At 43.5% G+C, this 19,320-nt stretch carries 18 protein-coding genes; 1 reads left to right on the top strand and 17 read right to left on the bottom strand.

Annotation, left to right across the window (positions count from 1 at the left end; translation table 11 throughout):
- Positions 1 to 12: 12 nt before the first annotated feature.
- The 12 genes from smc to ACFO0S_RS04900 all read right to left on the bottom strand — a co-directional run bounded on the left by smc (position 13) and on the right by ACFO0S_RS04900 (position 13,820).
- Positions 13 to 3,558 (bottom strand): chromosome segregation protein SMC, encoded by a 3,546-nt coding sequence (gene smc, locus ACFO0S_RS04955; RefSeq protein WP_378140705.1) that lies wholly within the window; start codon positions 3,556 to 3,558, stop codon positions 13 to 15.
- A 2-nt stretch (positions 3,559 to 3,560) separates the two neighbouring features.
- Positions 3,561 to 4,244, bottom strand: a complete 684-nt coding sequence (rnc, locus tag ACFO0S_RS04950) for a ribonuclease III (protein WP_378140958.1) — start codon at positions 4,242 to 4,244, stop codon at positions 3,561 to 3,563.
- 186 nt (positions 4,245 to 4,430) lie between these two features.
- Positions 4,431 to 4,670, bottom strand: a complete 240-nt coding sequence (gene acpP / locus ACFO0S_RS04945; protein WP_378140704.1) for an acyl carrier protein — start codon at positions 4,668 to 4,670, stop codon at positions 4,431 to 4,433.
- 53 nt (positions 4,671 to 4,723) lie between these two features.
- Positions 4,724 to 5,467 carry a 3-oxoacyl-[acyl-carrier-protein] reductase gene (gene fabG / locus ACFO0S_RS04940; protein WP_378140703.1) on the bottom strand — a complete coding sequence of 248 codons (744 nt, stop codon included), beginning with the start codon at positions 5,465 to 5,467 and terminating at the stop codon, positions 4,724 to 4,726.
- Complete coding sequence (gene fabD / locus ACFO0S_RS04935) at positions 5,464 to 6,408, bottom strand: ACP S-malonyltransferase (protein ID WP_378140702.1); 945 nt, start codon at positions 6,406 to 6,408, stop codon at positions 5,464 to 5,466. Before fabD ends, fabG begins: the two co-directional genes overlap by 4 nt.
- 1 nt (position 6,409) lies before the next feature.
- Entirely contained in the window at positions 6,410 to 7,396 is a 987-nt protein-coding gene (gene plsX / locus ACFO0S_RS04930) for a phosphate acyltransferase PlsX (protein WP_378140701.1), read from the bottom strand.
- Complete coding sequence (fapR, locus tag ACFO0S_RS04925; RefSeq protein WP_378140957.1) at positions 7,393 to 7,983, bottom strand: transcription factor FapR; 591 nt, start codon at positions 7,981 to 7,983, stop codon at positions 7,393 to 7,395. The genes plsX and fapR overlap by 4 nt, the downstream gene beginning before the upstream one ends.
- 80 nt (positions 7,984 to 8,063) lie before the next feature.
- Positions 8,064 to 10,112, bottom strand: a complete 2,049-nt coding sequence (gene recG, locus ACFO0S_RS04920) for an ATP-dependent DNA helicase RecG (RefSeq protein WP_378140956.1) — start codon at positions 10,110 to 10,112, stop codon at positions 8,064 to 8,066.
- Entirely contained in the window at positions 10,102 to 11,001 is a 900-nt protein-coding gene (gene sdaAA / locus ACFO0S_RS04915) for an L-serine ammonia-lyase, iron-sulfur-dependent, subunit alpha (RefSeq protein ID WP_378140700.1), read from the bottom strand. Before sdaAA ends, recG begins: the two co-directional genes overlap by 11 nt.
- Before the next feature lie 11 nt (positions 11,002 to 11,012).
- On the bottom strand, positions 11,013 to 11,675 hold the full coding sequence (gene sdaAB / locus ACFO0S_RS04910; RefSeq protein ID WP_378140699.1) for an L-serine ammonia-lyase, iron-sulfur-dependent subunit beta: 663 nt from the start codon (positions 11,673 to 11,675) through the stop codon (positions 11,013 to 11,015).
- A 125-nt stretch (positions 11,676 to 11,800) separates the two neighbouring features.
- A complete protein-coding gene (locus ACFO0S_RS04905) occupies positions 11,801 to 13,444 on the bottom strand; it encodes a DAK2 domain-containing protein (RefSeq protein WP_378140698.1) in 1,644 nt (547 codons plus the stop codon).
- Between the two features lie 13 nt (positions 13,445 to 13,457).
- Entirely contained in the window at positions 13,458 to 13,820 is a 363-nt protein-coding gene (locus ACFO0S_RS04900; protein ID WP_378140697.1) for an Asp23/Gls24 family envelope stress response protein, read from the bottom strand.
- Between the two features lie 210 nt (positions 13,821 to 14,030).
- Between ACFO0S_RS04900 and rpmB the strand changes: the two genes are divergently transcribed.
- On the top strand, positions 14,031 to 14,219 hold the full coding sequence (gene rpmB / locus ACFO0S_RS04895) for a 50S ribosomal protein L28 (RefSeq protein ID WP_378140696.1): 189 nt from the start codon (positions 14,031 to 14,033) through the stop codon (positions 14,217 to 14,219).
- A gap of 151 nt (positions 14,220 to 14,370) precedes the next feature.
- On the opposite strand, the gene ACFO0S_RS04890 is transcribed toward rpmB, so the two are convergent.
- From ACFO0S_RS04890 to ACFO0S_RS04870, 5 genes are read right to left on the bottom strand one after another with little or no spacing between them, the layout of a single operon-like run.
- A complete protein-coding gene (locus ACFO0S_RS04890) occupies positions 14,371 to 15,015 on the bottom strand; it encodes a thiamine diphosphokinase (RefSeq protein ID WP_378140695.1) in 645 nt (214 codons plus the stop codon).
- Positions 15,016 to 15,666: a ribulose-phosphate 3-epimerase gene (gene rpe / locus ACFO0S_RS04885; RefSeq protein ID WP_378140694.1), complete on the bottom strand. Its 651-nt coding sequence runs from the start codon at positions 15,664 to 15,666 to the stop codon at positions 15,016 to 15,018.
- A gap of 2 nt (positions 15,667 to 15,668) precedes the next feature.
- The gene (gene rsgA, locus ACFO0S_RS04880; protein WP_378140693.1) at positions 15,669 to 16,544 is read right to left on the bottom strand and encodes a ribosome small subunit-dependent GTPase A; all 876 of its coding nucleotides are present in this window, start codon (positions 16,542 to 16,544) and stop codon (positions 15,669 to 15,671) included.
- 11 nt (positions 16,545 to 16,555) lie between these two features.
- Positions 16,556 to 18,559 carry a Stk1 family PASTA domain-containing Ser/Thr kinase gene (gene pknB, locus ACFO0S_RS04875; protein ID WP_378140692.1) on the bottom strand — a complete coding sequence of 668 codons (2,004 nt, stop codon included), beginning with the start codon at positions 18,557 to 18,559 and terminating at the stop codon, positions 16,556 to 16,558.
- On the bottom strand, positions 18,553 to 19,308 hold the full coding sequence (locus ACFO0S_RS04870) for a Stp1/IreP family PP2C-type Ser/Thr phosphatase (RefSeq protein ID WP_378140691.1): 756 nt from the start codon (positions 19,306 to 19,308) through the stop codon (positions 18,553 to 18,555). The genes pknB and ACFO0S_RS04870 overlap by 7 nt, the downstream gene beginning before the upstream one ends.
- Positions 19,309 to 19,320 lie beyond the last annotated feature (12 nt).

The following is a 19,320-nucleotide window of genomic DNA, read 5'->3' as shown; positions in this document are numbered from 1 at the left end:
TTTTTTCACCCTTTATACATATTCTTCAAGCTTCACTGACACCAATTTGGAAACGCCGGATTCTTGCATCGTCACACCATATAATACATCTGCACCTTCCATTGTTCCTTTTCGGTGAGTAATCACGATAAACTGAGTCTCTCCTGAAAATTGGTGCAGGTAGTTACTATACCGAACGACATTTGCCTCATCAAGCGCCGCTTCTACTTCATCCAGTATACAGAATGGTACAGGACGCGTTTGAAGGATAGCAAATAATAAGGCAATGGCTGTCAGGGCTCGTTCTCCCCCAGACAACAGACTCAGGTTTTGTAGTTTTTTACCCGGAGGCTGTGCGACAATTTCGATTCCGGTTTCAAGCATGTTCGAAGGATCGGTCAGAACTAAATCCGCCTGACCTCCGCCAAACAGTTTCCGGAATACGCTGCGGAAATGCTCCTGTATCGCAAAGAACGTCGTTGAGAACCTTTCTGTCATTGCCATATCCATCTCGGAAATGGCGTCGTGGAGTGTTTCTTTGGCGGCGAGCAGGTCTTCTCGCTGTTCATGTAAAAAGTCATAACGCTCCTTGACCTGTTCAAATTCTTCCACGGCACTTATGTTTACTGGCCCGAGTTCGTCAATCGATTTTTTAAGTAACCTTATTTTGGCACGTTCTCTGTCCAGATCATCCGGTTGTGTAAAAGTAGTAAGGGCCTCTTCATAGGTTGTTTCATAGCGATCTTCTAAGAGTTCGTGACCCTTAGTAATCAATTCCTGACGTTGTTTGCTGTGGAACTGCAGCTTTTCAATTCTGATTGTCGTTTCCTGTTGCTGGTCTCCAATTCGTGTCTCTTCTAGTTCAAGTGTTCGAATCGACTGGTGGAGCTGTTGACGACTGGAGCGAAGCGCTGTAATTTCTTCACCTAGTTGTTGTTTTTGAAGTTTTAGTATTTCGATTTGCTTTTCAACATCCGGAAGAGATTGGCCCTCGGAATCATTTTGGTACCATTCAAGTTCTTGTTTCCACGTATGGATTTGTGCTTGAGCTTTTACCATGCTTTCTGTTGTCATTTGTTGATCACGTTCAAGCTGATGAATTTGCTCACTTAAAACAGCAATCGTTGTCATTAACTCACCCAACTGGTTCTGGATGGTGTCGCGATGTTTGACCGACTGCGATTTTAAGTTGTTTAACTCTTCAATTTGCGATGAGAGCTCTTTTCCTGATGTTAGATAATCAGCAAGCTGATTGGCAATGACTTGTATACGCTGCTGAGCCTCTAAATGGTCACTACCTTGCTCTTCTTGTTGAAGTGAGTATCTTGTATAGCGGTCGCGCAAACGGTCCGCAGTGGACACTGCTGCAGTCCAGTCACTTACCATTCGCTGCTGTTCAGATCGCAGTTTTTCTCCAGTTTCACGGAGCGATTCAAGATCAACTTCTTTCGCTGACTTTTGCTCTTTCAATAAATGGACTGTACTTTCTGCTTTCTGGAGGTCTTTTTCTAGCTTCTCTACAGAACCTACAAGTTTCGTCAGCTCTGTTTTTCTTGTGAATACCGAGCTCTGCTTCTTCAAGGCTCCCCCTGTCAATGACCCTCCAGGATTCACAACATCTCCTTCAATGGTTACGACACGGTAAGAGAAATTCAGTAGTTTGGCAATTTCATTTGCGCCTTTTAATGACTTGGCAATAACAATGTGACCTAAGAGATGATCACGAATGGATACAAAGCGTGGTTCAGTTTGCACCAATGTATTTGCCGTAGCGATAAAATCGGAATGCTGTTCAGCAAGTCGAAGTGAATTCGGTTGAACGAAGCGAGGTTTCATCGTATCTAACGGTAAGAAAGTGGCTCTACCCAAATGTTTTGTTTTTAAGTAGGCAATCGCTTGTCTTGCGCTTTTAGCGTCCTGCATCACAATATGCTGGGCTTGTCCTCCAATGGCTGTATCAATGGCTTGCACATAATCTGGAGGAATCGTTAGGAGTTCCGCAACAGCGCCTTCCACACCTGGCATTTCCTTCTTGTCACGCAATTTTAAAAGCTCACGGACACCCTGGAAATAGCCAGTGAACTCTGCTTCTAAATCTTCTAACGAATCCCGTCTCGCCTTAAGTCCCTGAAGCTGTTGATAGCCTTCAAATAAAACTTGTCTTTTTGTTTCATACGTATCCGTCAGTTCATTTAATTCGTTTTTCTTTTGTTTGTACTGGTCCAGCGCTTTCTCTAGTTTTTCTTCAGCTTGTTCTTTTACAAGGCGAAGAGATACTTCACGTTCTTCTGCTTGCTGAAGCTCATGTTTTACTGTTTGCCCTTCTTGTTCCACACGTTTCCATTGAAAGCTTTGTTTTTCAACTTGCGCTTCAAGCATGCGTTGTTCGTTCTTTAAAGCTGCTTCCTCATTTAATATTTCTATGTAGTCCGCTTTTAATTGATCGATTTGAACTTCCAGTTCATCCTCTGACGTGTGAAGCAATTGTTCTAAACGCTTTCTTTCCAAACGTTTTTCTGAATGAATCCGTTGCTTTTCTTGAAGGGCATTCACAATCTGCAGATGACGTTGTTCGAGTTCAGTAAGTTCAAGTTCTGCTGTGCGAATGGCTTCCTGCAATTTATTCGCTTGTTGATGAGCATTCTGTTCTTTTTCCAGTAAGACCAGTTTACGACCTTCTTGCCGTTCTAAGTCGCTCGTAACATTTACAGCAAGATCTTGTTTTTCATCAAGAAGCTGTTCTTTTTGCGCAAGTTCTTCTCGTAATTTAGCCAACTGTTGAGAAAGGCTTCGTCGGTTGTTAGCAATTTCATCTGATTGTTGTTGGAGTGATTCTAGAAGTTGATTTTCGCTTGTGACGTTTTTCATTGCTTCCGACATATCAAAAATTGTGACATTGACTTCTCTGTCTTTCAGCTCACTCGAGAAATCCAGATAGTCTCGTGCAATCGATGCCTGAATTTGAAGCGGTTCAATCCTTGCTTCTAGCTCATGCAAAATATCACGAACTCGACTTAAATTGTCATCGGTTTCAATCAATTTGTATTCCGCTTTTCTTTTGCGTTGTTTGTATTTTAAAACACCGGCTGTTTCTTCGAAAATGGCTCGGCGATCTTCTGCTTTGCTATTTAAAATCTCGTCAACTTTCCCTTGAGAAATGATGGAGAATGCTTCTCTTCCAAGACCCGAATCCATAAAAAGCTCCGTAATGTCTTTTAAGCGACAATTTTGCCGATTGAGTAGATAGTCTGAATCGCCAGAGCGGTAGACACGACGCGTGACACTGACTTCTTCGTATTCGGTTTGTAATACGTTCTGACTGTTATCGAGCACCAATGTCACTTCTGCAAAATTCAGCTGTTTTCGGCTTGCACTACCTGCGAAAATAACGTCTTCCATTTTACTTCCGCGAAGAGATTTTGCTGACTGTTCTCCGAGAACCCAACGAATCGCATCCGTAATATTGCTCTTCCCACTTCCATTCGGTCCGACTACAGCCGTTACACCTGGAACGAAATCCACCGCGATTCGTTCTGCAAATGATTTGAAGCCTACAATTTCCAGCCTCTTTAAAAACATGGTCAATCCTCCGATTTCAATTTCACAATAGCCAGCTGAGCTGCTTGTTGTTCTGCTTCTTTTTTCGAACGTCCGCTTCCTTCTCCAAGCATTTGTTCGTCAAGAGATACTTGAGACACAAAGATTCGATTATGCGCAGGGCCCTTTTCTTCAATAATGTCATATTTTAGTTGACCTGCATTATCTTGTTGCACAAGTTCTTGTAATTGACTCTTATAATCGGTCACTTTTGAAAAGGCGCCGATTTCCACTTTCGGGAACATCACTTTTTCAAGCAATTCAATAACTGGATCAAGACCCTTATCTAAATAGAGAGCTCCTACAAGTGCTTCAAACACATCTGCAAGTAGAGCAGGCCTCTGGCGTCCACCCGTGTTTTCTTCGCCTTTTCCAAGCAAAATATAGGTACCTAGTTGCAGTTCATTCGCCAAATGAACAAGGGACGGTTCACAGACTATAGAAGCTCTAAGTTTCGTCAACTCTCCCTCGGTCATTTTAGGATATCTGTGAAACAAATATTGCGAGACGGCAACTTCTAAAACGGCGTCTCCTAAAAATTCTAAACGCTCATTGTCAACAAATGCTTTGCGTCTATGTTCATTGACATACGAAGAATGAGTAAATGCCTCAAACAGTACTGCTTCATTTGAAAAACGGATTCCACTATCTTGTTGAAATGCTTCCATTCGTTTTTTTGCATCTTGGCTATATAAAGGGCGTTTTTTTGATTCCTTCATTCGGTCTCAGCCTTTCTAAATATGAGTCTATCCTTACTAGTTTACTTGTTATTTTGTGACTTGCATAGTCTCAGCAAAAGAAAAGGAACACTAGAGAAGTGTCGATTTTACACGTCCTCTAAGTGCTCCCATTCCTTATTCGCCTATCTTGCTTTCAATATAAGTAACTGCAGAACCTACAGTTGAGATGTTTTCAGCTTCTTCGTCTGAAATTTCCATGTCGAACTCATCTTCAAGTTCCATCACAAGTTCAACTACGTCTAATGAATCTGCACCTAGATCCTCACGGAAAGACGCTTCCATTTTCACTTCGCTTTCATCGACACCAAGACGGTCGACGATTACTTTTGTTACGCGTTCTAATACTGTTGACATTTAAGTCACCTCCCCTCAAATAAGTATACGAAATATTTAGTGGTCTGACCAGATTACATATACATTCCGCCGTTAACGTGTAGCGTCTGCCCTGTAATATATCCCGCTTCATCTGAAGCGAGAAATTCAATAGCAGCAGCGATATCTTCCGGCTTTCCGAAATGTTGAAGAGGAATTTGCGCAAGCATGGCCGATTTAATATCTTCCGGCAATTGTTCTGTCATTTCCGTTTCAATAAAACCTGGAGCCACCGCATTTACTGTAATGCCGCGGGACGCCAATTCTTGCGCTACAGACTTCGTCATCCCGATGACACCAGCCTTTGCAGCGACATAGTTGGTTTGTCCTGGGTTACCTGTTGCGCCAACAATTGACGATACGTTAATGATGCGGCCTTTACGCTGTTTCATCATCTGTCGTGCCACAGCCTTCGTCGTTAGGTACACTCCCTTTAAATTCGTTGAGATGACATCTTCCCACTCATCATCCTTCATACGCATGAGGAGATTGTCACGCGTAATCCCTGCATTGTTGACAAGAATATCAATAGAACCAAACTGATCCATCGTTTCTTTCATTAGTCGCGTGACGTCGTCCGCACTCGCTACAGAAGCTTGAACCGCAATGGCCTCACCACCAGCAGATTTAATGTTTTCAACAACCTCTTTCGCTTTCGCTTCGCTTCCACTGTAGTTCACAACAACCTTTGCCCCTTTTTCTGCTAAGTGCAAGGCGATGGAACGGCCAATGCCACGGGACGCGCCAGTGACGACCGCAACTTTTCCAGATAAACTCATATTGTTTCCCCCTTTAGGGCTTGAACTGTTTTCTCTAAACTTGCCGGATCAAACACCGAATGAACGGTAACTGAACGGTCAATCTTTCGAACGAGTCCGGAAAGGACATTTCCTGGCCCACATTCAATAAACGTATCGACACCTAACTCAATCATTTGGCGAACAGAATCTTCCCACCTAACCGGAGAAGATACTTGATCTATTAATAATTGACGAATTGTCCTGACATCCCCCACCGGAAGAGCCGTAACATTTGCCACGACCGGCATTTTGGGCGGGTGCATGGACACGAGAGTGAGTTCCACACCAAGCTTAGCTGCAGCGGGTCGCATCAACGAAGAGTGAAATGGACCACTGACAGTAAGAGGTATAGCACGTTTTGCACCCGCCTCTTTCGCTAGAGCGGAAGCCTTATCTACACCTTCTGCCGTTCCTGAAATGACAATTTGGCCTGGGCAGTTCAAGTTGGCGATTTGTACAGAATGACCTTGTTCCGTCACTGCATCGGTTACTGGCTTCAACTTCTCTGCATCCAATCCTAAAATAGCGGCCATCGCGCCTTCACCAGCGGGAACTGCTTCATTCATGAACTTCCCTCGCTTGTTGACAACGGCTGCCCCGTCTTTTACAGAGAGAGTTCCTGCCATCACAAGAGCCGAGTATTCTCCCAGGGAATGACCCGCCACATAATCTGGCTCGATCCCGTTCTCCATAAGTAGGGAAGCTGCAATCGTGCTACTAAGTAATAGAGCAGGTTGGGCGTGATACGTTTTTGTCAGTTCTTCTATCGGTCCATTGAACATCAAATTGGAAATCGAATAGCCGAGTGCTTCTTCTGCAACATCTAAATACTTTTGGTATTTTGGGTATTCTTCAACAAGTTCTTTTGCCATACCGACACTTTGTGAACCTTGTCCCGGAAAAATAAATGCAAGTTTCATATCAACTTTCCTTTCCAATCGTTTCTTGGATGACGTCACTTACTTTCCATTCCGTCATCGTTCGGGCTTGGCGAATGGCATGGAAAATCGCATTCTCATTCGAGGATCCATGTGCTTTGATGACTGGAGCATTTAATCCAAAGAGTCCTGCCCCTCCGTATTCTGTATAATCCATGAGCCCTTTTAAATCAGATAGATCACTCTTCACTAATGCAGCGGCAAGCTTTGTTTTAGTTGATTTCATAAACGTCTGTTTTAACATCTTGAATAAACTACCTGCTGTACCTTCAATCGTTTTCAATACCATATTTCCTGTAAATCCATCTGTCACGACAACATCAGCTACACCATCTAATAGGTCACGTGCTTCTACGTTTCCGATGAAATGAACATCTGCTTGTTGCAATAGCTCATATGCTTGTTTCGTCAGCTCATTCCCTTTACCCGGCTCCGTTCCGATGTTTAATAGACCGACACGTGGCCGTTCAATGGACCGGACATTTTTTGCGTAAATCGAACCCATAATCGCGTACTGCACCAAATGTTCTGGTTTCGCATCAGCATTCGCTCCAAGATCTAGCATGACAAATCCTTTTCCGTCAATGGTTGGTAAAGTAGGCGCAAGTGCTGGGCGGTCGATTCCGGGAATGCGGCCCACAATAAATAGTCCTGCAGCCATAAGAGCTCCCGTGTTTCCTGCTGATACACAAGCGTCAGCATGCCCTTCTTTTACAGCTTGGGCCATGCGCACCATAGATGCATCTTTCTTGCGGCGAATAGCACGCACCGGTTCATCTTCCGCATCTATTTTTTCTGTAGTTGGGATAACGGTTAAACGAGGATGCTCTTTTAAAAAAGGAGCCATCTGTGCTTCAATGCCATAGAGTTGAATTTCGAGATCTGTGAATTCCTCCAGTGCTCGGTAAGCACCTTTAATAATTTCACCTGGTGCGTGATCTCCACCCATTCCGTCGAGTGCTAATTTCATTCAATCACCTTCTTCTTTGTCTTTGTATTTGAACTATGGTACATATCAAATTCTCCCTCAAACACGGTCTCTTGATTGACTTTACTAACGACATGAATCAACGAGTTCGTCTCGGAGCGTTGTTCTTTTACAGTTGCTTTAGCGATGACACGGTCCCCTATTTTTACTTGTTTTATAAAGTGTACTGTAGAGGATTTTGTCAGCGCCAACTCATCATCTAAGATAGCAACGGCTAGAGAATTGGCTTGGGCAAATAAATGATGCCCTCTCACGATGTTTCGTTTTTTAAAGACATGCTCTTGTCCAACTTCAAGAAGTGAGATTGCCGATTTGCCTAGTGTCAAATCAACAATTTCACCGATGACATCCGCTTCTGTCAATGATTTCACTGTTTCCAAACGATCATTTGCAACATGTCGGATACGCTCTCGTAGCTCAGGAATCGCGAGCTCCATGCGGTCAAGTCGGATCGTTTGAACACTTACACGAAACATTTCAGCTAATTGTTCATCCGTGATAAACGGTTGCTGGTTCAGCTTTTCCATTAACTGTGATTGACGTTCTTTCTTTGAATACCGCACTTTAATCACCTCAATTAGCACTTGGTACTAATATCAGTATATAAATAGAAAAAAAAGAATGCAAGAACTGTTTCGTTCCTGCATTCTTAATCAATACGTCCGCCATCGATAATCCCAGAAGCCTCAAGTTGTCCACGATACCATCGCCATTCCTCAGAATGCCAAAAATGATGGGACTCCACGAGCTTTTCCGCATCTTCCCTAGCAGTCTGTAATGCTCGGTAATCATGAACAAGATCAGCGATTTTAAATTCCGGCATCCCGCTTTGTTTTCTACCGAAAAAGTCACCTGGACCTCGAAGCTCTAAATCTTTCTCAGCGAGCACAAACCCGTCTGTCGTTTCCGTCATCGATTGCATTCGCTCTTTACCCACTTCGGTCTTTGGGTCCGCAATGAGAACGCAATAGGATTGATGTTCTCCTCGACCTACACGTCCTCGTAACTGGTGAAGCTGGGCAAGTCCAAAGCGTTCCGCATCGAAGATCATCATAAAAGTTGCATTCGGGACGTTCACTCCAACTTCGACAACTGTAGTCGAGACGAGTATGTGACTTTCATTATCTGCAAACCGCCGCATGACGAGATCTTTTTCATCGGAAGGCAATTTTCCGTGCATTAAATCGACTTTAAAGACTGGTTCATAAAACTGCTGAAGCTGGTGGTAAATTTCAAGCACGTTTTGAAGCTCCAGTTTGTCAGACTCTTCAATTAGGGGGCAGATGACATAAGCCTGCCTTCCTGCATCAAGCTCTTTTCTTAACCGCTGAAGGAGAGCGGGCACTTGCTGTTCTTTCATCCAATACGTCTCTATTGGTTTGCGTCCAGCTGGCATCTCATCGAGGATGGTGACATCCATTTCTCCGAATGCTGTAATGGCTAGCGTTCGTGGAATAGGGGTGGCCGTCATGAACAAAACATCTGGTTCTAACCCTTTCGTTTTCAAGACCCTACGTTGCTCGACTCCGAACCGGTGTTGTTCGTCAGTGACGACAACTCCAAGCTGTTTGAACTGGACATCAGGCTGGATGAGCGCATGAGTACCAATGACGACATGGATGTCGCCACTTGCCAACCCCTCAAGAATCAATCGCCTTGCTTTTGTTTTTGTTGAACCAGTTAGTAGAGCAACTTTCATACCAAACGGCTCTAACCAGTCAAAAAATGAATTCGCATGTTGTTCTGCTAGAATTTCCGTTGGGGCCATAAGGGCTCCTTGTAGACCCGCACTAAATGCTGCAACTAAAGCAATTGCTGCGACGACAGTTTTACCGGACCCCACATCTCCTTGTAAGAGACGGTTCATTTGAAACGGGGCTCTCAAGTCTCGTAGAATTTCCTCGGTTGCCCGTGTTTGTGCACCTGTTAATTGATATGGTAGAGAGGCAACAAACTGATTCACGACGAGTGGGTCATAAGTGACCGTTTGTCCAACACTTGCTTCTTTACGAAACTTTTTCAACGCCTGCATTTTGAGTTGGAACTGTAAGAGCTCCTCATATACAAAGCGACGCCGAGCATTTTTTGTAAGCATTTCATCTTCGGGAAAATGAATCGCTTTTAATGCTTCATACAATTCCGGAAGTCGGTATGGTTCCCGTACCGATTCTGGTAGGGGGTCTACGAGTTGAGTACTCACCTGCTCAAATATCTGAGCCAGAATTCTTCGAAACACTTTCTGAGTGACGCGACCTCGCAAGGCATAAACCGGTTCAAAATCATGCGTATCGGTTCGTGGCCCCATCTGATGGTTCGACGCTTGAATGACCTGTCGTCCTTTGTCCCATTTCCCAGAAATCGTGACAATCTCACCCGGAATCAATTTGGATTTTAAGTACGGTTGATTAAAAAATACAGCTTTGATTAAGTGACGCCCTGTTAATATTTTGACTTGTAATCTAGACTTCTTGCCCATAAATAAAATAGTGGGCTCACTCTCTACGCGTCCTTCGACAGTCACTCGTTCATTATGATCAGTGAGTGTCAAATCTTTTAAACGAAAGTCTTCGTGACGGGTCGGAAACGTGAACAGGACATCTTCCCATGTGGAGATGCCCAGTTCTTGTAATGCCTCTGCTGTTGCTTTTCCCACACCCTTTAAAGAAGTGATAGACTCTTGCGCTAAATCAGCTTTCACGGTCAACTACCGCACCACCGAATATTTTTGCTTCTAACCAACGACCGGTTGGTGTCGCAGCTAGACCGCCTTGTGCTGTTTCTTTTAAAGCAGTCGGCATCGTTTGACCGATTTTGTACATGGCATCAATGACCTCGTCACAAGGTATGCGGCTTGTCACACCAGCAAGTGCCATATCTGCTGCGACGAGTGAGTTTGCAGCTCCCATGGCATTTCGTTTTACACACGGTACTTCCACTAATCCTGCCACAGGATCACACACTAGACCTAACATGTTTTTCAATGTAATTGCAAATGCTTCTGAACATTGTTGTGGTGTTCCACCCGCCATTTCGACAATGGCTGCCGCTGCCATTCCTGCAGCAGAGCCAACTTCTGCTTGACACCCACCAGCAGCTCCAGAAATCGAAGCATTGTTCGCCACTACAAAACCAAATGCGCCAGAGGTAAATAAATAGCGAATCATTTGCTCTCGTGTCGGATTCAACTTATGAATGACCGCAAAAAGGGTTCCTGGAACAACTCCAGCTGATCCTGCTGTCGGGGTTGCACAGATCGTTCCCATTGCAGCATTTACTTCATTTGTTGCTACAGCTTTACTAACAGCGTCTAAAAGTAAATCACCTGATAATGTATTTCCTTTTGCCATATATTCTTGAATAAGAACGGCATCGCCGCCCGTTAATCCTGACGTGGACCGAACACCCTGCAATCCTTTTTCCACGGCTTCTTCCATGACTGTTAAATTGCGATCCATTTGGACCATGATATCATCGCGGCTGCGATTAGTAATCATCATTTCTTGCTCAATCATAATTTCTGAAATTAATTTATTTTCATTTTCTGCACGTTCGACAAGTTCGCGTACATTTCGAAATAATACGTCCATGCTGTTTCCTCCTAGTCTGCAATACGTGTCACTTGTGTGATGTGAGGTAACGCAGCAATTTCTGTTAACACTTCCGGCCCCACGACTTGATCGACTTCAATGACCATCAAGGCCATATTCCCTTTTTCTCTACGTGAAACTTCCATATGCCCAATATTGATCTGTTGATCAGCCAGACACTTGGCCACACTTGCTATACACCCAGAACGGTCGTCATGGACGACAAGAATCGCTGAAAGTCCTCCAGATAGACGAAGTGGGAAGCCGTTTAGTTCAACAAGTTCTACTTTCCCCCCACCAATTGAAATACCGACCATCGACAGCTCTTGTTCATCGTCTCCAATTACAATTCGGGCTGTATTCGGATGTTCCGTGTGAGCTGTTTCGGGAATAAACTCATAGGAAAGTCCCAATGCATCTGCTTGTTCAAATGCTGTACGAATGCGTTCGTCATCTGTGTCGTAATCTAAGAGTCCACCAATTATGGCAACATCAGTTCCATGACCTTTATATGTTTCTGCAAATGAGCCATATAAGTAAATTTTCGCCCATTTCGGTTGTTTCCCAAATAAATCTCGTGCAATCCGTCCAATACGTGCAGCTCCTGCTGTATGTGAAGAGGATGGCCCAATCATGACTGGACCAATTATGTCAAATACGGATTTAAACTTCATCGATATCCCCCCAATTTCTAAGCTCTTTTCCCCAATTCCTTATCCTTACTAGTTTACTATGAAAACGCTTTGATTTCTACTACAGCAAAAAGAAACAGCACTCTCATATAGAGAGCGCTGCGTCTTTATTCAACAGAAATGATATAAGGATAGAGTGGTTGTTTCCCGTTATAGACTTCAACTTCAAGGTCTGGGTAGGTTTCTTCTAACCAATCACTTAAACTTTCGGCATGATCTTCAGTTGTTTCTTCACCATAAAGGATTGTGATGAGTTCTGAGTCTTCGTCAATCATGCTCGAAAGCAAATCTTTCGATGCTTGATCTAAATCTTGTGTAGAAAGAATAATCTTGCCTTCTGAAATGGCCATATAGTCATCTTTTGATATATCTACGCCGTCAATCGACGTATCACGCACTGCAAACGTAATCTGCCCTGTCTTTACATGAGCGAATGCTTGCGTCATGCTCACTTGATTGGCTTCAACTGATGCTTCCGGATTAAAGGCTAATATAGCAGCCATTCCTTGTGGCACGGTTTTCGTCGGAACAACAGCCGCTTGGATATCGAGAAGTTCTGCTGCTTGTTCAGCTGCCATGATAATGTTCTTGTTGTTTGGCAAAATCAGTACACGTTCTGCGCCTACAGCTTCAATTGCTTTCACAATATCCTCTGTAGATGGGTTCATGGTCTGTCCGCCTTCGATGACAGCAGAAGCTCCTAAACTCTTAAGAAGTTCACTGACACCTTCACCCATTGCTACCGTGACTATGGCGTAGGGATGGGTAGCTGCTTTTTTAGCTTTTGGCTTTTCACCTACGATATCCGTATGTTGCACGCGCATATTTTCAATTTTAATTTTAATCAGTTCTCCGTATTTTTGACCGTACGAAAGAACTTCTCCCGGTTGCTCAGAGTGAATATGAATTTTCGCCACTTCATCGTCTGCGATGACTAGTAAGGAATCTCCATAGACACTTAAATCATTTCGGAAAGTTTCTTCCACAAATGGTTCTTTCGAGTCGTCCAGACGGACCATAAATTCTGTACAGAATCCAAATTCAATATCCGCTGTATCCATAAAACCTTGGATCGCCATGTGATGCTCTGCACTAACCATATCATCCATAGCTGCGGCCGATGTTTTTTCAGGAAGTTCCTGGCCAGTCAATGATGCTAGAAAACCTTCATAAACATAAACCAGCCCTTGACCACCACTATCGACAACTCCTACTTCCTTCAATACAGGTAATAGATCCGGTGTACGTTTCAAAGAAGCTTTGGCCTCTTCTAAAATCACTTTCATGAGTTCATCGATCGCATCGATTTCTTTTGCGGCTTCTACTGCTTTTTTAGCAGCATCTTTAGCAACCGTCAAAATCGTACCTTCAACAGGCTTCATGACAGCTTTATAAGCTGTATCCACCCCGTATTGAAGTCCGGCAGCAAACTGCTCAGCTGTTAATTCAGCATAGCCTTCAACAGACTTTCCAAAACCTCGGAAAAGTTGAGAGAGAATAACGCCGGAGTTTCCGCGTGCTCCCATAAGTAATCCTTTCGCAAGTGCCCCCGCAGTCTTTCCTAAATGTTCACTTTGCTGTTTTGCTGATTCAGTTGCTCCTGATGTCATCGATAAATTCATGTTCGTTCCCGTATCTCCATCCGGAACAGGAAAGACGTTGAGTGCATCCACATAGGCTGCATTTTGCGATAAATGGTGTGAACCCATCTGTACCATTTCCGCAAATTGAATTCCATTAATCGTTTTCATTGGTTTCTCTCCCTTACATAGTTGCGACGCGAACGCCTTGCACGTAGACATTCACCGAATCAACAGCCATGCCTAAAGATTTGCCAAGCGTATACTTTACTTTTGATTGCACTTGGTAGGCAATCTCTGAGATTTTCGTTCCGTAACTTACGATGATGTACATATCAATATTTACCTTGCCATCTTTTTCTCGAACAATGACACCTTTTGTGAAGTTTTCCCGACGCAAAATATCAGATAATCCGTCTTTCACTTGATGTTTTGATGCCATACCGACAATCCCATAACATTCAATCGCAGCTCCCCCAGCTAGTTGAGCAACTGCATCTTGTGAGATTTCAATCTGACCAAATTCATTTTTTATCTCAATCGACATCTCGAATCCCTCCTAAAGTCAAAGTTGACTACCATACATTGTACTATACGTTCTGTGTCCTGAAAAGAAACGTTTTTGTTAGACACTGTAAAGGTTTTTTTCTTGATAATACTTGCAAGGCCTAAAATAATGTGGTATCTTATTCAAGTATGTGAAATATCGAAGTTAAAACAATAAGCATGGCTTTTTGTTGTGAGGAGGGAATTTAGTATGCCTAAACAATGTGCTATTACTGGCCGCAAAGCTCGTTCTGGAAACACTCGTTCACACGCAATGAACGCTTCTAAGCGTACATGGGGTGCTAACTTACAAAAAGTACGTATTCTTGTAGATGGTAAACCGAAACGCGTATGGGTTTCTGCTCGTGCATTAAAATCTGGTAAAGTTGAGCGCGTATAATCGCTCATCTCTATAAAAAAACACAACAGACTTTCAAGTCTGTTGTGTTTTTTTATTTGTGGTGACGATGCTTCCTATTATCCTGTGAACGCAAAATCCAACGTAGAAAACTTGTTATACTTTTTGGTAACTGAAAGGTAAAGACTCTCATCTACTCCCCACTTTCCTCGCGACTCTGTATACATAAACATATGCCCGAAGAAAACTGGATAGACCCAAATTCATCGATGATTTCATTGCTCGTAAAGCGTGACGTTCCCACTTGGATGGCTTCCATGTGAACGGGATATTTAAATCCAGTTAGTGTGACGCCCGTGACGTCTTCATCAAACGCATAGAAAGAGCAGTACTGGTAAGAGTTTGCTGCTAGATGATGCCGTCCTGGAGTTAAAAAACGAATGACGTTCCACTGATCTCGAATCGAAAAGTGAATAGATGGATAGTCTTTTTGAAAAGACAGCAGATCGTGTAGTACAGCATGATAGTGATCCAACCTTCCTCCTGTGACACCCACGAGTTCAATTTGTGTTGGCAATAGATCGGCAGCTTTTTGTAGAGCAAGAAAGGTATCCGTCTCATCTTTTTCTGTAGGCACTTTCACTGCAGACTTCAATTCCATTTCCCATTTTGCAGCATCGTTTGAACGGATGGAATCTAAATCACCTGTAATATAGTTTGGGATGATATTCATTTGCAATAAATGTACTGCTCCACTGTCCGCTCCGATAAAATAATCCGCACGGAGATCCTTTGGGACCAAATCCACTGGCCCCCCTCCACAAACAATGACTTTCACTTAGTTCGTTCCCTTGATCTTTTTTAGTGCTGCTTCTTTATCAGTGGCACCATAGATGGCAGAGCCGGCCACGACAACTGTTGCGCCTGCCGCTACACAATCCTTTACCGTCTCACTGTTCACACCACCATCGATTTCAATATCAAACTGTAGACCTTTTTCTTCTTTAATTTTTGCAAGAGCTGCTACCTTTTGTAGAACGCTTGGAATAAACGCTTGACCGCCGAAGCCAGGGTTCACAGTCATAAACAAGACGACATGTACGTCTTCTAACACATGTTGAATCGTCTCAATAGGTGTGTGCGGATTCAATACGACACCCGGCTTACATCCTAGAGAGCGAATATGTTGAAGTGTACGGTGTAAATGTTTGCATGTCTCCACATGTACTGTAATGATATCAGCGCCTGCTTTAACGAAGGATTCTGTATATTGGTCCGGGTTCTCAATCATGAGGTGAACATCTAGTGGAAGCTTGGTATGCGGACGAATTGCATCGACTACTAATGCCCCCATCGTGATATTTGGTACGAAGTGACCGTCCATGACGTCAATGTGGATCCAATCTGCTCCTGCACGTTCAACAATTTCGATTTCGCTTTGTAGATTCGCAAAGTCTGCTGCTAAGATGGATGGTGCTACTTTTACCATAATTAGTACCTCGGCTTTCTATCTGTAATTTCCTCTAAAAAATGCAAGTAATGGTCATATCGGTGCGTGGCAATTTGACCTTGCTCCACCGCTTCCTTCACTGCACATCCTGGTTCTTTCACATGCATACAGCCTCTAAATTTACAGCTATACCTACTCATTTCGGTAAAACAAGAAGAGAGGTCTTCTTTTTCGATGTGATCCATTTCAAATGTACTAAATCCGGGCGTGTCAGCAAGTAGTCCCTCAGCAACTTCAATCAGTTCGACATGACGAGTCGTATGCTTTCCACGACCTAGTGCGTTTGAGATCTCCCCCGTTTTTAAGGACAACGTCGGAAGCAGTGTATTAAGTAATGTCGATTTCCCAACACCCGATTGACCGGCTAGCACACTCGTCTGCTGTTCAAGAATCGGGTGTAGTCGATCCTTTAGGGACACATCCCCTTTATATGTATAAAGAAGAGTATACCCAATCGATTCATAGTAACTTGCTTGTTTTTTTACTTCTTCGAGTTGTACTTCTTCAAGTAAATCTACTTTTGTTAAAATGAGTACCGGTTCTACTTCATAACCCTCAATCACTGTGATAAAACGATCAAGGAGGTGAAGATTGAAATCAGGCTCTGTTACTGAAAAGACGAGCAATGCTTGATCAATATTTGCAATTGGAGGCCGTACCAACTCATTTTTCCTAGGCTCTATTTCTGTAACTGTACCATCATTTTCTCCTTCAATGGTGTACGTTACAAAATCTCCGACAAGTGGTGATTGTCCGCGTTTGCGGAAAACCCCTCTCGCACGGGTTTGAACGAGTTGGCCTCCGTCAAAGATATAGTAATAACCGCTTAATGCTTTACGAATTTGTCCAGTTGGCATCCCATTCCTCCTTACGGTAGGTCTTGATAGTTAATAGTTTCTTGTTTGATCACCACATTGTCGACTTCGATACGGTATGCCCCTTTGCTTCCCTCTTCAATCTCTAGCTGCAACCTGCGCGTTTCAGTTTGAGTGCTTTCAAACTCTTCAATGGGTTCGGCAAGAGTTCGTGTCTTATCTTGAACAAAGATTTTAACATTTTGCGGAACAGGTTCGGTTTCATTCGGCTCTTGTTCTTCATCTTCCGTTCCAGGTTCCGGTTCTTCCGGTTCATTCGTGTATGGAATTTCTACAGATACGACATAGAGTTTCGTAGCTGCCGCTCTAGGGCCATTCGAGACCACTACCGCAACTTCTGCACCTGCTTCTAAACGTGTTCCGGCAGATGGGTCTTGTCGTAAAACTTCCCCAGCAGGTACATCTTCTGAATTTTCCCGGCTGCGAACCGTTATTTTAAAACCGGAAGAGCGTTCATATGCTTCTAAAGCGCGTTCGTTATAGCCTGTTAAATCGGAAAGTTCGATGAGCTGACGGCCTTTACTAACAGTAAAGACGAGATTCGTCTCTTGAACGTTGACTTCTTCCCCTGGAGCTGGGTTTTGGTCAAGTATTGTTCCATCTGGTTCATCTGAAAATTCTTCAACCGTTTCAATCGAACGAAATTGATTCGTCAATAAATCCCGAACTTGGTCAATGTCTCTGCCACGGTAATCACTCATTTCTGCCAACTCACTCCCGAGAGACACAAACAAGCTTATTTCTGTTTCTGGATCACGGAGTCGCCCAGCTTCTGGTGTGCTCCGAATGACAATTCCAGGTTCAACTTCATCCGAAAATTCTTCTCGAATGTCACCGACGGCAAAATTATTGGCTTCTATTTCTTCAATCGCTGCTTCTTCCGTGAGACCCACTAAATTAGGCACTTCAATTTTAGCAGGTTTGAAAAGACCTGGAAACGCCACAATGATCAATATGGCAAGAAAGAGAATAGCACCCAGGATTGATGCAATGATCACGCCTGTTTTGCGTTTTTTCTTATTAGGTGGTGGAGCTGGTCGAACAGGCTCCTCCACTTTTTTCTCAATAGCCTTTGTCTGGATGAGGTCCTCAGATTTGGCCGGTTCTTTTATAACAGGCATCACTTTCGTTGCATCATCGTCATAAGTTGGCGCATACTTTGGTTCGTTCACACGGTCTGGATCGAGCGCTGTACTTATTTGTTGACGCATCTCTTCGACAGACCGGTAGCGATCTTCAGGCTTCTTGGCAGTCGATTTTAAGACGACATTTTCAAGACTTTGAGGAATCGCTGGATTGATGGCTCGAACAGATGGCGTCTCTGCCTGTAAATGTTTCAGCGCAATCGATACTGCTGATTCACCTTTGAACGGTAATTGGCCTGTGAGTAGTTCATAAAAAACAATCCCAAGTGCATAGATATCAGATTTTTTCGTTGCTGTTCCCCCACGTGCCTGTTCTGGCGACAAATAGTGAACAGTTCCAAGGACTGAATTTGTTTGCGTAAAGGATGTTGCTGACAAAGCCATTGCAATGCCAAAATCAGTTACTTTTACGTTGCCTTGTTCATCCATGAGAATGTTTTGTGGCTTAATATCTCGATGGACAATGTGATGTTCATGGGCATGTTCAATAGCTGATGTTAGCTGTTTCATAATTTGAACAGCTCGTGTTGGTGAAATCGGTGCGTGCTCAGCTATGTATTCCTTCAACGTATTGCCGCGCACATGTTCCATCACAATGTAATGAACATCTTCATCTTCCCCTACGTCATAAATCGTGACAATATTGTCATGGGTCAGAGACGTTACAGACAGCGCTTCTCGCTGGAATCTTCGGTTCAATTCATCTTCATTTGAAAAGTCATAGCGTAAAATTTTGATAGCCACATCGCGATCAAGAATCATATCATGCGCAAGGTAGACGTTAGACATTCCGCCCCCACCGATATGCTTCTCAAGCTTATAGCGTCCACCAATTCGTTTTCCGATCAACATGCTTCTTCACCTGCTTTCATACAGCAGAGAATAATTGAAATATTGTCCTCCCCACCCTCAGCATTGGCAAGTTGCACAAATGCATCGACTTTGGCTTCGAGGGACACACTTTCTGAAAGAATGTGAACCATCTGCTCCGGCGTTACCTTATTGCTCAGCCCATCTGAACACATAAGAATGATTTCGCCTTGTCGAAGCTTTATTGAAAGTATATCTGGGTCAATGTTTACTTCTGTACCTATAGCTTTCATTAACATATTTTTCTTTGGGTGATTTCTTGCTTGTTCTTCATTGATTTCTCCTGAATCAAGTAGCACATTGACGTAAGAGTGGTCTTTCGTCAATGGTTTGATTTCCCCTTTAGAGAACAAGTACACTCTACTGTCTCCGATATGGGCAAAAGTCACTTGATTTGCTTGAAAAACAGCTGCAATGAGTGTTGTCCCCATACCTTTACAACTTGGATCACTCTCCGCGATTCGGTTTATGCGCTCATTAGCTCCTTCGTACGCTTCCTTCAGCCACATCGACACGAGATTAGCTTCACTGTCTGCACGAAGATCTGATTTTTGAAATCGGTCTGTCAGAAAGCGGACAGCCAGTTCGCTTGCGACGTCTCCTGCGTTGTGTCCACCCATTCCATCTGCTAAAACGGCAAGATGAAGCTGTTCAGCTTTCTCTGTAACCTCTAAATAATCTTCATTGATATTTCGCTTTTTACCTACATCTGTACGATGAACAAATTCCATTCCCTCACCCCT

The sequence above is a fragment of the Chryseomicrobium palamuruense genome (genome assembly GCF_042649045.1).
Taxonomy (GTDB): domain Bacteria; phylum Bacillota; class Bacilli; order Bacillales_A; family Planococcaceae; genus Chryseomicrobium; species Chryseomicrobium palamuruense.
Note: the sequence above shows the minus strand (reverse complement) of the source record. Positions and strands in the feature narration are given on the sequence as shown.